The sequence below is a fragment of the Alistipes sp. Marseille-P2263 genome, assembly GCF_018101075.1.
Taxonomy (GTDB): Bacteria; Bacteroidota; Bacteroidia; order Bacteroidales; family Rikenellaceae; genus Alistipes; species Alistipes dispar.
In genome coordinates, this window is sequence record NZ_JAGQEJ010000006.1 from 156,230 (window position 1) to 169,941 (window position 13,712).

Annotated in this window: 10 protein-coding genes; 6 read left to right on the forward strand and 4 right to left on the reverse strand. The window is 65.1% G+C overall.

Going from position 1 to position 13,712, the window contains the following annotated elements; genetic code table 11:
• Nucleotides 1–155 precede the first annotated feature (155 nt).
• Together KB554_RS08925 and KB554_RS08930 are read right to left on the reverse strand one after the other, a co-directional pair.
• The gene (locus tag KB554_RS08925; RefSeq protein ID WP_141428994.1) at nucleotides 156–806 is read right to left on the reverse strand and encodes an HAD family hydrolase; all 651 of its coding nucleotides are present in this window, start codon (nucleotides 804–806) and stop codon (nucleotides 156–158) included.
• Nucleotides 803–2,260 (reverse strand): Na+/H+ antiporter NhaC family protein, encoded by a 1,458-nt coding sequence (locus KB554_RS08930; protein WP_211035675.1) that lies wholly within the window; start codon nucleotides 2,258–2,260, stop codon nucleotides 803–805. The genes KB554_RS08925 and KB554_RS08930 overlap by 4 nt, the downstream gene beginning before the upstream one ends.
• Nucleotides 2,261–2,352: 92 nt before the next feature.
• On the opposite strand from KB554_RS08930, the gene KB554_RS08935 reads away from it, so the two are divergent.
• From KB554_RS08935 to KB554_RS08945, 3 genes are read left to right on the forward strand one after another with little or no spacing between them, the layout of a single operon-like run.
• Entirely contained in the window at nucleotides 2,353–2,559 is a 207-nt protein-coding gene (locus KB554_RS08935; RefSeq protein ID WP_141429996.1) for a DUF4492 domain-containing protein, read from the forward strand.
• 4 nt (nucleotides 2,560–2,563) lie between these two features.
• Entirely contained in the window at nucleotides 2,564–4,129 is a 1,566-nt protein-coding gene (locus KB554_RS08940; RefSeq protein ID WP_141428991.1) for a cytochrome ubiquinol oxidase subunit I, read from the forward strand.
• A 3-nt stretch (nucleotides 4,130–4,132) separates the two neighbouring features.
• Nucleotides 4,133–5,278, forward strand: a complete 1,146-nt coding sequence (locus KB554_RS08945) for a cytochrome d ubiquinol oxidase subunit II (protein WP_211035677.1) — start codon at nucleotides 4,133–4,135, stop codon at nucleotides 5,276–5,278.
• Between the two features lie 193 nt (nucleotides 5,279–5,471).
• On the opposite strand, the gene KB554_RS08950 is transcribed toward KB554_RS08945, so the two are convergent.
• Nucleotides 5,472–6,344, reverse strand: a complete 873-nt coding sequence (locus KB554_RS08950; protein WP_141428988.1) for an SDR family oxidoreductase — start codon at nucleotides 6,342–6,344, stop codon at nucleotides 5,472–5,474.
• A gap of 290 nt (nucleotides 6,345–6,634) precedes the next feature.
• Entirely contained in the window at nucleotides 6,635–7,813 is a 1,179-nt protein-coding gene (locus KB554_RS08955; RefSeq protein WP_141428986.1) for a DNA-binding transcriptional regulator, read from the reverse strand.
• A 204-nt stretch (nucleotides 7,814–8,017) separates the two neighbouring features.
• Here KB554_RS08955 and KB554_RS08960 point away from each other — a divergent pair, with 204 nt between their 5' ends.
• From KB554_RS08960 to KB554_RS08970, 3 genes are read left to right on the forward strand one after another with little or no spacing between them, the layout of a single operon-like run.
• Entirely contained in the window at nucleotides 8,018–10,900 is a 2,883-nt protein-coding gene (locus KB554_RS08960) for a GH92 family glycosyl hydrolase (RefSeq protein WP_211035678.1), read from the forward strand.
• 13 nt (nucleotides 10,901–10,913) lie between these two features.
• Complete coding sequence (locus KB554_RS08965) at nucleotides 10,914–11,762, forward strand: endonuclease/exonuclease/phosphatase family protein (protein ID WP_211035680.1); 849 nt, start codon at nucleotides 10,914–10,916, stop codon at nucleotides 11,760–11,762.
• A gap of 12 nt (nucleotides 11,763–11,774) precedes the next feature.
• On the forward strand, nucleotides 11,775–13,706 hold the full coding sequence (locus KB554_RS08970) for an alkaline phosphatase (RefSeq protein ID WP_211035682.1): 1,932 nt from the start codon (nucleotides 11,775–11,777) through the stop codon (nucleotides 13,704–13,706).
• The last annotated feature ends 6 nt before the right edge of the window (nucleotides 13,707–13,712 follow it).

The following is a 13,712-nucleotide window of genomic DNA, read 5'->3' on the forward strand; positions in this document are numbered from 1 at the left end:
GCCGCCGTTCCGTCGCCTCCCGATCCCGTCCGCACCCTTTCCTGCCGCGCGATGCAGCCAATAGGGAACACGATCGGGGGTATTTTTCCCGGACAGGCATAATCCGTCCGGAAACCGCCGCGGACCGCCGGAAATCCGCCCCCGGAACCGCCCCGCTACAACAGCGCGAGAATCTCCTCCGGACGGTCCACGAGATGCTGCGCCCCGGCCTCCACGAGTTCCTGCCGGGCCCGGAATCCCCACGTCACGCCAACCGAACGCACGCCGGCCGCCGCCGCGGTCTCCATGTCCACGCCCGAATCGCCTACGTAGAGCACCTCCCCGCGCGGCGTACCGGTGCGGGCGAGAATCTCCTCCACCACCGCCGGCGAGGGCTTGAGCGGCACTCCCGCGCGCTGTCCGAGGACCGCGGCGAACGGCACCGAAGGAAAGAACAGCCCGACGAGCTTTTCGGTCCCGGCCTGGAATTTGTTCGAGGCCACGGCCAGCCGCACCCCGCGCCGCCGAAGCTCCTCCACGAGCTCCGGAATGCCGGCATAGGGTTTCGTATGGCGGTCGATATGCTCCGTATAGTAACGCACGAAGTCGGCCCGCACGAGCGCCACGTTTTCGGGGGTGCGCAACTCCTCGGGCAGGGCCCGCTCGACGAGCCGCATGATGCCGTTTCCCACGAAACGGCAGTACTCCCCGTAGGAGTGCTGCGGCAGCCCGCGAAGGGCCAGCACGGCGTTGCAGGCGACGGCCAGGTCGCCGATCGTATCGAGCAGCGTGCCGTCGAGATCGAAGATAACCAGTTTCGTATTCATCGCACGGGATTGTTGTTTTTCCGGATTTTCCACCCTGCGGCGGCCACTATCAGCGACATGAGCGGGCTGACGAGGTTGAAGACGCAGTAGGGCATATAGACGAAGGTCGAGACGCCGAGCACCGTGGCCTGCGTCATGCCGCACGAGTTCCACGGGACGAGCACCGAACACACCGTGGCCGAATCCTCCACCGAGCGGCTCAGCAGCCGTTCCTCCAGCCCGCGCCGTGCGTAGAGTTCGCGGAAGAGACGCCCCGAGAGGATGATCGAGATGTACTGGTCGGCCGTGCAGAGGTTGAAGAAGATGCCCGCGCCGACGGTCGAGGCCACGGCCGGGAAGGTGCGGCGCACGAACCGCAGGAAGATCGCCGTGAGCGAGCGCAGCATGCCGCTGCCGGTCATCACGCCGCCGAAGCACATGGCGCAGATGATGAGCCACACGGTGTTGAGCATTCCGGCCATGCCGCGCGTCGCAACCAGCTCGTCCAGCACGGGCGAGCCCGTAGCGAGCGACGTCGGGCCGAAGAGGGTCATCAGCACCCCCTTGAATCCGGAGAGGAAGTCGGTCTCCGCGACGCCCGCCACCTGCGCCACCAGCCCCGGCTGCGCCGCGAGCATCGCTACGCAGGCGAAGACCGCCGCGGCGAAGAGCGTCACGATCGCCGGGAGCTTGCGCGCGATGAGCAGCCCCGTGGCCAGCGGCACGAGAAGCAGCCACGGCGAGATGCGGAACGTCGCGCGGAGCGCATCGGCGTAAAGCACCGTCTGTTCCGCCGTGCCGTGGTTGAGCCACAGTCCCGCCACGGTGAAGACCGCGAGCGCCACGAGCATCGACGGCACGGTGGTGTAGAGCATGTAGCGGATGTGCGTGAAGACCGGGACGCCGACCGTCGAGGAGGCCAGCACCGTCGTATCGGAGAGCAGCGAGATCTTGTCGCCGAAATAGGCCCCCGAGATGATCGCTCCGGCGACCCATCCCTCGGGAAAGCCCATCGCCTGCCCGATGCCCATGAGCGCCACGCCGATGGTGGCGATCGTGGTCCACGAGCTGCCGGTCATCAGCGACACGCCGGCGCAGATGAGGCACGAGGCCACCAGAAAGAACGACGGATGAAGGATGTGCAGGCCGTAGCAGATGAGCGTCGGCACGACGCCGCTGACCATCCACGACCCGGCGATGGCGCCGATGAGCAGCAGGATGAGGATGGCCGAGGCCGAGGCGCGGATGTTGTCGATGATGGCCTCCTCCAGAACGGCCCACCGGCAGCGGTAGATTCCGATGGAGAGCATCACGCAGACCGATGCGGCCGAGAGCAGCGCGATCTGGCTGCCGCCGTTGATGGCGTCGCCGCCGAAGCAGCGGATCACGACGTACAGCAGCACCGTGAGCACTGCCAGCGGGACGGCCGACACCCACGGCGAAGGCAGCCGTTCTTCCGTTCGTTTCGCATTCATTGGATTTTCGATTCAATAACAGCCGGATTTCGCTCCGGAGGTGCAAAAGTACGAAAAAAACACTATCTTTGGAGACGAAACGACCGGAAACGATGCAGACGCTCCGCAAAATAGCCCGATTCTATATCGACGGGTTCCGCTCGATGACCCTGGGGCGCACGCTCTGGGCCATTATCCTCGTGAAGCTCTTCATCCTCTTCGCCGTGCTGCGCCTCTTCTTCTTTCCCGACCTGCTCGCCGGGATGGACTCCCGTGAACGCGCCGATCATGTGCTGGAAAATCTGATTCCCGAAAAATAACGCTATGATTACCGACTACCTATCGACCGTCGATTGGTCGCGGGCGCAATTCGCCCTGACGGCCATCTACCACTGGCTCTTCGTGCCGCTGACGCTCGGACTGGGATTCCTCATCGCCGTCATGGAGACCCTCTACGTCCGCACGGGCGACGCGTTCTGGCGCCGCACGACCCGATTCTGGATGCGCCTGTTCGGCATCAATTTCGCCATCGGCGTAGCCACGGGCATCATCCTCGAATTCGAGTTCGGCACCAACTGGTCGAACTATTCGCACTTCGTGGGCGACATCTTCGGCGCGCCGCTGGCCATCGAGGGCATTCTGGCCTTCTTCATGGAGAGCACCTTCATCGCCGTCATGTTCTTCGGCTGGGACAAGGTCTCCAAACGCTTCCACCTCGCCGCCACGTGGCTCACGGCCATCGGCGCCAACCTCTCGGCCTGGTGGATTCTGGTGGCCAACGCCTGGATGCAGCACCCCGTGGGCTGCGACTTCAACCTCGAAACGGTCCGCAACGAGATGAGTTCGTTCTCGGCCGTGGCCCTCTCGCCCGTGGCGGTCAATAAGTTCCTGCACACGGTCACTTCGTCGTTCACCCTCGCGGCGCTCTTCGTCGTGGGCGTTTCGGCATGGTACCTGCTCCGGGGCCGCGAAAAGCGCATGGCTTCCAAAAGCATCGCCATCGCCTCGCTCTTCGGGCTCGTATCGGCCCTGGCCACGGCCTGGACCGGCGACCGCTCGGGCGCCATCGCGGCCCGCACGCAGCCGATGAAGCTGGCCGCCATGGAGGCGCTCTACGACGGACGGGAGGGAGCGCCGCTCACGGCCGTCGGACTGCTGCGCCCCCAGGCCGGGCACGCGTCGGGCGACGAAGCCTTCTATTTCAAGATCGACATTCCGAAGTTGCTCTCGATCATGAGCTTCCGCGACGCCGACGCCTTCGTGCCGGGCATCAACGACCTGGTGGAGGGCAACCCCGAGCGGGGCATTCTCTCGGCCGAGGAGAAGATCGCCCGCGGGCACGCCGTCATCGCCACGCTCGACCGCTACCGCCGGGCGCGCGACGAGGGCGACGAGGGGACGATGCGGCAGATCGAGGCGCTGTTCGACCGCTCGACGCCGCAGGGCGGACACTTCCTGCGCGAGTACTTCGCCTACTTCGGCTACGGCTATCTGGAAAGCCCGCAGCAGCTCGTCCCGAACGTGCCGCTGCTCTTCTACTCGTTCCGCGTGATGGTCGGCGCGGGGTGTCTCTTCATACTCGTTCTGGGCCTCGTCTGGTGGTACAACCGCCGCGACCGCCTGGCCGCGAAGCGCTGGCTGCTGCACACGGCCGTGTGGTGCGTGCCGCTGGCCTACCTGGCCTCGCAGACGGGGTGGATCGTCGCCGAAGCCGGACGCCAGCCCTGGGCCATTCAGGACTTGATGCCCGTGGGTGTCGCCGCCTCGAAGATTCCGAGCGGCTCGGTCGCCACGACCTTCTTCCTCTTCCTGGCGCTCTTCACGGCACTGCTCGTCGCCGAACTGAGCATCATGTTCCGCCAAATCAAAATCGGACCCAAAAACGAATAAGCCATGGACACGCTGACTCTGCTGCAACACTATTGGTGGCTCATCATCTCGCTGCTGGGCGCCCTTCTGGTCTTCCTGCTCTTCGTACAGGGCGGACAGGCCATGCTCTACGACCTCGGGCGCACGGACGAGGAGCGCAACATGATCGTCAATGCGCTGGGACGCAAATGGGAGTTCACCTTCACGACGCTCGTCACCTTCGGCGGCGCCTTCTTCGCCTCGTTCCCGCTCTTCTACTCCACGTCGTTCGGCGGCGCGGCCTACGTCTGGACGGCCATTCTGCTCTGCTTCGTCATCCAGGCCGTGGCCTACGAATACCGACGCAAGCCCGCGAACGTCTTCGGCGAGAGGACCTACAACGCCTTCCTGCTCATCAACGGCCTGCTCGGCCCGCTGCTGCTGGGCATGGCCGTCTCGACGCTCTTCACGGGAGCGAACTTCACCGTGGACCGGCTCAACCTGGCCGGAACGGGCGGCGAGGCGGTCATCTCGCAATGGACTACCCCGTGGCACGGCCTGGAGGCCGTCGCCGACATCCGCAACTGGCTGCTGGGCCTGGCCGTGACGCTGCTCGCGCAACTGCTCGCCTGCCAGTACCTGATGAACAGCATCGACGACGAGACGATCGCCGCGCGCTGCCGCCGCCGGATCGCCGTCATGACCCCGGGTTTCGTCGGCTGCTTCGTCGGCTGGCTCGCGGCGCTGCTCGTCGCCGACGGTCTGACGGCAGACCCCGCGACGGGCGCAATCCGGGTCGAGGAGTACAAATACCTGCACAACCTCACCGCGATGCCCTATGTCGCCGCCGCGCTGCTCGCCGGTGTCCTGCTCGTGCTCTGGAGCATCTACACAGGCTGGCGGGGCAACCGGCGGGCCGTCTGGTTCGGCGGTTCGGGGACGATCCTCGCGGTGCTGGCCCTGCTGCTCGCCGCCGGCTGGAACGATACGGCCTACTACCCTTCGCTGGTGGACATGCAGTCGTCGCTGACGATCCGCAACTCCTCGTCGAGCCTCTTCACGCTCCGGACGATGGCCTGGGTGTCGCTCTTCGTGCCCTTCGTGGCGGCCTATATCTGGTACGCCTGGCGCGCGCTGAACCGCCGTCCGATCACCCGCGACGAAATCCGCGGCGACGGACACCAGTACTGAACCCAGACCGGGCGGAATACCCCCGACAGAAGCCCCTGCCGCACGGCGGCATCCCCCGCCCGTCCGCGCATGCCGGCACATCCGCCCCGACATGAAGCGGCCATGACATGAAAAAACGGAGGCTTGAGCCTCCGTTTTTTCATCCTGTCTTCCGGGAAAGCGACTTCCCCGGAACGTCTTCCCGCTCCGGAAACTATTTCGTCTCCTCCTTTCCGAAGGGGTATTGGTTCTGGTGCACGTCGTCGAACCGCATGCCCTTCTCGTAGGTCTTCATCGCGCGGCGCGACATGCCCATCGACGAGAATCCTCCGTCGTGGTAGAGGTTCTGCATCGTCACCTTGCGCGTGAGGTCCGAGAAGAGCGTCAGCACGTAGTCGGCGCAATCCTCGGCCGAGGCGTTGCCCAGCGGCGACATGTTCTCGGCGAACGACATCAGGTCGCCCAGCCCCAGCACGCCGCTGCCGGCCGTGGTCTGCGTCGGCGACTGCGAGACGGTGTTGATGCGCACGTGCTTCTCCCGGCCGTAGATATAACCGAAGCTGCGGGCGATCGACTCCAGCAGGGCCTTGGCGTCGGCCATGTCGTTGTAGCCGTAGAGCGTGCGCTGCGCGGCGATATACGAGAGCGCCACGATCGAACCCCAGTCGTTGATGGCGTCCTTCTTGCGGGCCACCTGGATGGCCTTGTGGAACGAGATGGCCGAAATGTCGAGCGTCTTGGAAAGGTAGTCGTAATCCAGATCGTCGTAGGTGCGGCCCTTGCGAACGTTGGGCGACATGCCGATCGAGTGGAGCATGAAGTCGAACTTGCCGCCGAAATGCTCCATCGTCCTGTCCATCAGGTTCTCCAGATCCGCCACGCTCGTGGCGTCGGCCGGCACGACGATCGTACGGCACTTCTCGGCCAGCCGGCCGATCGTTCCCATGCGGATCGACACGGCGGTATTCGTGAGGACGATCTCGGCCCCCTCCTCCACGGCGCGTTCCGCCACCTTCCAGGCGATCGACTGCTCGTTGAGCGCGCCGAAAATCAATCCTTTCTTTCCTTTCAGTAAGTTGTAAGCCATCGTAATTTTCGTTTAGTTCAAAAAAATCGGCTTCGCCGCCCGAGTCTCCTTCGGGAGGCCGTTTTCCGGGCCTTTCCACGGACGGACACCGCGGCGAAGCGGGGGTAAAGGTACAAAAAACGAACGACATTCGAACAAAACGGGCGAAAAGATCGCACCGCCTTCTCCGAAAGGCGGTGCACGGACCGGTGCGTCCCCGCTGCCGACGACACGGAAGCACCGCACGTCCGGCGCCGGACGATCCGCATGCCGCACGGTTCCGCGAACCGCCGCCGCACCGGAGGGCGGAATCAGCGTTCGGGATGAAGCACGTGCCTGCGATATTCCGAAGGAGTCATGCCGCGCAACTGGCGGAACATGCGCGAAAGGTTCTTGATGTCGGAGAAGCCCAGTTCGAGGGCGGCCTCCGACACGCTCATTCCCTCGCACAGGAACTGGGCGACCTTCTCGATGCGGGTCTGGATGATGTAGTCGTAGATCGAAGTCCCCATGCTCTTCTTGAAACGCGTCTCCAGCAGGCGGCGCGAGAGCGGAACCAGCGCCACCAGCTCATCGACCGAAATCTTCTCCCGGATATTTTCGTGAATGTATTTCAGCACTTCGGCGATATGCTGGTCGCCGTTGGCGTAAATGTCCGTGGACTGGCGCGTCACGATGTGCGTCGGCATGACCATCACATCCTCGCGCGGCGTCGCCGGGTCGCGGATGATCCGGTCGATCAGCTGCGCGACGTCGTAGCCGCCCTGCTCGATATTCTGGTTCAGCGACGAGAGATTCGGCTCCGACAGGCGGCAGATCGTCTCGTCGTTGTCCACGCCGAGCACCGCGATATCGTCCGGAATGCGCAATTTCCCCCCCCCCTCGCGCTGCTGGCAGGCTTCGGTGATATGATAGGCGTGGTTGTCGTCGCAGGCCATGACAGCGACCGGTTTCGGCAACGCACGCAGCCAAGCCACCAACTGCACGGGATCGTAGTTCCACAACTCGTTCCGGGAGCTTTTGTCCAGGGCAGAAAAACTGAATCCGGGGTTCGCCGCACGCACCGTCTCGCGGAACCCCTGCAACCGCTCGTCGGACCACACGACGTCGCGCATACCGTAGAACGCGAAGTGCCGGAATCCCTTCTTGAGGAAATACTCCGCCCCCATCTTTCCGGCCAGGAAATGCGGTCCGGTAATGTTGGGTATGTTCGGGAAGCGCGCCTCGAAATCCTGCGCGACGGTGATGATGCCCCTCTGCGCGAACAGCTCCACATTGTCCGTATTGTAAAACTGTCCGATCACGGCGTCGGCGCGCATCCTGCCGGCCAGCTCGAGCACGGCGCCGATGCCGAACTTGTCGCGGATCGACAGCGGCAGCCGGCAGAGGCTCCACGCCTGCCCGGCATTGCGGGCATAACGGGCGATCCCGAGCAGCAGATTGCGCGCGTAGGCTTCCGAGAAGTCGGTCAGAAAGAGGATACGTGCCATTCCGGAATATTTTTCCGGGATAAAGATACTCTTTTTCCGGAAATTTTTCCGCGGCACGGTCGTTTTTTGTCATCCGAATTCCCGGCTGCACGCCGGAAACCGCTTTTGCGCGATGCGAGGAATCAAATACGCAAATCGCCGCCATCCGACTCCGGAAGGCGCGCTACTTTTGTGAAAACCGAAACGAAACCGACCTTGACGACCATGATACGAAACCTCACCTGCATGCTGCTGGCCTGCGTCGGCACCGCCTGCACGCAGCCCTCCGACCCGATCGGATACGTCGATCCGTTCATCGGCACGGGTTTCCACGGCCACACCTATCCCGGCGCCGCCACGCCTTTCGGCATGGTGCAGCTCAGTCCCGACACGCGGGCGGGCGACTGGGACGCCTGCGCGGGCTACCACTACGACGACACGACGATCGACGGCTTCTCGCACACCCACCTCAGCGGCACAGGATGCGCCGATCTGGCCGACATCCTCTTCCACCCCACCCTCCGCGCGGAGGTGGCGCGCGACAGCCTGTACCGGCCGCAGCCCTACCGTTTCTCGCACGACGGCGAACGGGCTTCGTGCGGCTACTACCGCGTCGAGCTGCCCGACGAACGGCTGACGGTCGAACTGACGGCCTCGCCCCGCACGGGCGTACACCGATATACGTTCCGCGGCGACGGGCCGCGGCGCGTCATCGTGGACCTGACGCACACGATCGCCGAAGCGCGGATCGACCGGAGCGAACTGCGCCGGACGGGTCCCGCCGAACTCTCCGGAATGCGCCGCTCGCAAGGATGGGTCGCCGACCGGTACGTCTATTTCTGGGCCCGGTTCTCCGAGCCGTTCACCGACGTCGAGCTGCTCGGCGGCAGGCAGGCGGTGCTGACGTTCGCCCCCGGCACGGAGCACCTCACGGCAGCCGTCGGCCTTTCGTCGGTCAGCGCGGAGAACGCCCGCGAAAACAGCCTCGCGGAGGTTCCCGAGCTCGACTTCGACGCCGTGCGCACCCGCGCCGAAGCGTCGTGGCGGGAAGCCCTGGGACGCATCTCCGTCGAAGGCGGCACGCGCGACGAACGCACCGTGTTCCGCACGGCGCAATACCACGCCTGCCTGACGCCCAACCTGATGAGCGATGTCAACGGGCAATACCGCCGGCACGACGGAACGATCGCCCGGGTCCCCGAAGGGCGCGCCTACTACTCCACCTTCTCGCTGTGGGACACCTTCCGCGCATGGCATCCGTTGCAGACGCTCATCGACACCACGCTCGTAAACGACATGATCTTCAGTATGCTCGACATGTACGACGCCACGGGAGAACTGCCCATTTGGCCTCTCGCCTCGGGCGAAACGGGCACGATGATCGGCTATCACGCCGTGTCGGTCATCGCCGACGCCTACCTGAAGGGCATCCGCGGCTTCGACGCCGAGCATGCGCTCGAGGCCATGATCCGCTCGTCGAACCGCAACAAGAAGGGTTCCGACTACTACGTGGCCACGGGATTCATCCCCTCGAACATCAGGCGCGAATCGGTCTCCTGCACCCTCGAATACGCCTACGACGACTGGACGATCGCCCGCATGGCCGAAGCGCTGGGCCGCGACGAAACGGCCGAAGCGTACTACCGCCGGGCGCTCAACTACGTGAACGTGTTCGACGGTTCGACACGCTTCTTCCGGGGTCGGCGGTCCGACGGCGGCTGGACGACGCCTTTCGAGGAGTTCGCCACGGGACGCGACTACACCGAAGCTACGCCGTGGCACTACCGCTTCTTCGCACCGCACGACGTGAACGGCCTCGAACAACTGTTCGGCGGGCGCGAAGCGTTCGTACGCGAGCTCGACCGGCTCTTTACGCTCACCTCGGACGAAATGCGGCTCGACGTGGCCGACGTCACGGGACTCATGGGCCAGTATGCCCACGGCAACGAACCGAGTCACCACATGGCCTACCTCTACAACTATGTCGGAATGCCGTGGCGGACGCAGGAGCTGACGCGGCGCCTGCTCGACGAAATGTATGCCCCGACGCCCGAGGGCATCGTCGGCAACGAGGACTGCGGCCAAATGTCGGCCTGGTATATCTTCTCCTCGCTGGGGTTCTACCCCGTCTGCCCCGGGTCGAACGAGTTCGTGCTCACCGCACCGTTGTTCGAGCGCGCCGTGGTGCGGCTCTCCGGCGGACGGACGCTGACCGTCACGGCCGACGATCCGCAGCGGAACCGCTACATCGGCTCCGTGACGCTCGACGGCCAACCCGTGGAGACGAACGTCCTCACCTACGAACAGCTCATGCGGGGCGGCGAGCTGCACTTCGCGCTCCGTCCCGAACCGGACTTCGACCGGGGCACGTCCCCCGACGCCCGCCCCTATTCGCTGACCCGGGGCGAGGTCGTTTCGATCCCCTACACGACGCAATCCGCGCACCTGTTCACCGAGCCGGTCGAGATCACACTGGCGACGACCACCCCCGGGGCCGAAATCCGCTACACGCTCGACGGCTCGGAGCCCGGACCGCAATCGCCCCGCTACACCGAACCGGTGCGCGTGGACCGTTCGCTGACGCTCCGCGCCAAAGGCTTCAAAGCGGGAGCAGCGCCCAGCCACACGCTGACGCTCCGCGCCGAAAAGGCCCGGTTCCTGCCGCCCGCAGCCACCGAGGCCGCGACACAGGGCGTGCGGTACACATATTACGAAGGGCGGTTCGCCCGCACGGCCGACATTCCCGGAGGCCGTCGGACCGCTACCGGCGTCATGCCCGAACCTTCGATCGCCGGCGCCCTGCAGGAAGACCATTTCGCCTATCTGTTCGAAGGGCTGATCCGGATTCCGCGACGCGGAATCTGGGAGTTCGCCACCAAGAGCGACGACGGCAGCGTGCTGCTGATCGACGGCCGCAAGGTCGTGGACAACGACGGCTCGCACGCCTCGGTCACAGCGACCGGCCGCGTGGCGCTCGAAGCGGGGCTGCACGCCTTCGAGCTGCGTTATTTCGAGGATTACGAGGGACAGGAACTCTCGTGGAGCTGGAAAGCGCCCGGTGAAAAGGAGTTCACCCCGATTCCCGCCGGAAATCTTTACGTCGAATGAAAAACAACCTGCCATGAAACGACTTCTCCTGCTGCTGGCCCTCGGCGCCGCGACCGCCTGCGGCGACTCCGAACCGCGGCCGCTCGGCGTCATGACGCTCAACATGCGTTACGACAATCCCGAAGACGGTCCGGACAACTGGCGCTTCCGCCGCGAACGCATCGCCGGACTGATCCGTACCCGGAAACCCGACCTGCTCGGAACGCAGGAGCTGCTGGCCAACCAGTTCGACGACCTCCGCGCGGCGCTGCCCGACTACCGGGCCGTCGGCGTGGGCCGCGAAGACGGCGTCCGCGCGGGCGAGTTCAACGCGGTGCTCTTCCGCGACGGGACGTTCGACCTGCTCGACTCGGGCACGTTCTGGCTGAGCGAGGAACCCGGACGCGCCGGGTCGAAGGGATGGGACGGCGCCTGCGAACGGCTGGCCACGTGGGTCGTGCTGCGGCGCGGCAGCGACGGCCGGGAATTCCTCTTCATCAACACGCACCTCGACCACGAAGGCGAAACGGCCCGCCGCGAAGGCGTCGCACTGCTCCGGCAGCGCATCGACTCGCTGCGCGGCGACCGCCCGGTGATCCTCACGGGAGACTTCAACGCCGAGCCGGATTCGCCCGTGATCGCGCATGTCGGCGAAGACGGATTCCTGCGCGACGCACGCCTCACCGCCGCGGAGCGGTCGGGTCCGGCGTGGAGTTTCTCCGATTTCGGACGGATTCCCGAAGCCGAAAGGCCGCTGCTGGACTACATCTTCATCGGCGGCGGCATCCGGGCCGTGCGCTGCGAGGTGCTGCCCGACACGCTCGGCGGCGGGTATCTCTCCGACCACGCGCCCGTCGCCGCGACACTCGAATTCAACCGTTAAAAACAACCTGCAATGAAACCGAATCTCCGCCTTGTTCTGCTGCTCGCCGCGCTGCCGTTCTGCACGGTCGCCGCCGCGCAGCCTCCCGTGCTGATCCATTCGCACAACGACTACGCCCGCCGCGTACCGTTCTATCAGGCCTATGCCCAACAGGTTTCGTCGATCGAAGCCGACGTCTTCCTGCACGACGGGCAGCTCCTCGTGGGTCACGACCCCGAAGAGCCGAATCCGGCGCTGACCTTCGAAGCGCTCTACGTCGAACCGATCGCCACGCTGTTCGCCCGCAACGGCGGTCGTGCCTTCGCCGACTCCGACCGGCATCTGCAACTGATGATCGAGCTCAAGTCGGAGACCGGGCCGACGCTGCGCGCCGTCGCCGACCTGCTCGGCCGTCACCCCGAGGTGTTCGATCCGGCGACGAACCCCGAAGCCGTAAGGATCGTCGCCACGGGACGAATACCCGCCCCTGAGGAGTTCGGCGAATATCCCGAATACATCCGCTTCGACGGCGCATGGGACGCCGACTACACGCCTGCGCAGGCGGCCCGCGTCGCCCTCGTGAGCGCAGATTTCCGGGCTTTCTCGCAATGGAACGGCAAAGGGTCGATCATCCCGGAGGAGAAGGCCCGGCTGCAAGAGGCGATCGACCGGGCGCACGCAATGGGCAAACCCGTCCGTTTCTGGAACGCGCCCGAAGGCATCACGGTTTACTACACCTTCTACGACATGGGGATCGACTACATCAACACGGACAACCCGGAGGCCTGCGCCGCCTTCTTCGCCGACTTCGGCAACAAGAACTTCCGTATCGGCGACCGCCGCACGGCCGCCGCCGGCGTGACAGGGACCGAACGGCTGGACAAGACGACGCACGACTTCCGCGGGTTCCAGAACGACAAGCTCCGGCTCTCGAAGGGAATCGACATCTACCGCCCCACGTACCTCAACGACGGCGGCGAGGGCCGCATCAGGAACGTGATCTTCCTGATCGGCGACGGCATGGGCCTGTCGCAGATCGTGGCCGCGGCCTATGCCAACAAGGGTCTCACGCTGATGAACTTCAACTACATCGGTCTTCAGCGCAACAACGCGAAGGGATATTTCACGACCGACTCGGCGGCCGGCGGCAGCGCCCTGGCCACGGGCGAGCGGCATGCCAACCGCCACATCTCGACGAGCGAGGAGGGCCAACCCTACCCGTCGCTGAGCGACCATTTCCGGGAGAAGGGGCTTCCGGTGGGCGTCGTGACGCTCGGCAACGTCGCGGACGCCACGCCCGCAGCCTTCTACGGCCACTCGGTCGAACGCGACAACGCCGACGAGCTGACCCGCTGCCTGCTCGACGCACCGGTCGATCTGCTCTGCGGCAGCGGCATCCGCCAGTTCACCGAACGCGGCGACGGCCTGGACATGGAAAAGGAACTTGCGAAGAACTACCGCTTCGTCCGTTCGATCGACCGGATCAACGACGCGAAGGACAAGGTCGTCTGCATCGACGAACGGATGGAGGCCGCGGCCGAGGAGGCCAACCTCCCGCTGCTGGCCGAAGCCACGCGCGCCGCGATCGACAAACTGCAGGAGCGGGGCGACGGAGGCTTCTTCCTGATGGTCGAAGGGGCGAAGATCGACTACGCCGGCCACTCGCGCTGCCTGCCCGGCTCGGTGATCGAGATGCTGAGCTTCGACATGGCCGTGGCCGAGGCGCTGAAATTCGCCGACTCGAACGGCGAGACGCTCGTCGTCGTGACGGCCGACCACGAGACGGGCGGACTGACGCTCCTCGACGGTGACGAGCAGACCGGCCGCATCACGGGCATCTACGTCAGCGACGACCACACGCCGGTCATGCTGCCCGTATTCGCCTACGGCCCCGGCGCCGACCGTTTCTGCGGAACCTACCTCAACACGGAAATCGCCCGCCGCATCCGTTCCCTGACCGAATAAACAGAC

Excerpts from the sequence above, each read along its gene's own strand:
- KB554_RS08925 (WP_141428994.1), bottom strand. The coding sequence starts at position 806 with ATGAATACGAAACTGGTTATCTTCGATCTCGACGGCACGCTGCTCGAT.
- KB554_RS08930 (WP_211035675.1), bottom strand. The coding sequence starts at position 2,260 with ATGAATGCGAAACGAACGGAAGAACGGCTGCCTTCGCCGTGGGTGTCG.
- KB554_RS08935 (WP_141429996.1), top strand. The coding sequence starts at position 2,353 with ATGCAGACGCTCCGCAAAATAGCCCGATTCTATATCGACGGGTTCCGC.
- KB554_RS08940 (WP_141428991.1), top strand. The coding sequence starts at position 2,564 with ATGATTACCGACTACCTATCGACCGTCGATTGGTCGCGGGCGCAATTC.
- KB554_RS08945 (WP_211035677.1), top strand. The coding sequence starts at position 4,133 with ATGGACACGCTGACTCTGCTGCAACACTATTGGTGGCTCATCATCTCG.
- KB554_RS08950 (WP_141428988.1), bottom strand. The coding sequence starts at position 6,344 with ATGGCTTACAACTTACTGAAAGGAAAGAAAGGATTGATTTTCGGCGCG.
- KB554_RS08955 (WP_141428986.1), bottom strand. The coding sequence starts at position 7,813 with ATGGCACGTATCCTCTTTCTGACCGACTTCTCGGAAGCCTACGCGCGC.
- KB554_RS08960 (WP_211035678.1), top strand. The coding sequence starts at position 8,018 with ATGATACGAAACCTCACCTGCATGCTGCTGGCCTGCGTCGGCACCGCC.
- KB554_RS08965 (WP_211035680.1), top strand. The coding sequence starts at position 10,914 with ATGAAACGACTTCTCCTGCTGCTGGCCCTCGGCGCCGCGACCGCCTGC.
- KB554_RS08970 (WP_211035682.1), top strand. The coding sequence starts at position 11,775 with ATGAAACCGAATCTCCGCCTTGTTCTGCTGCTCGCCGCGCTGCCGTTC.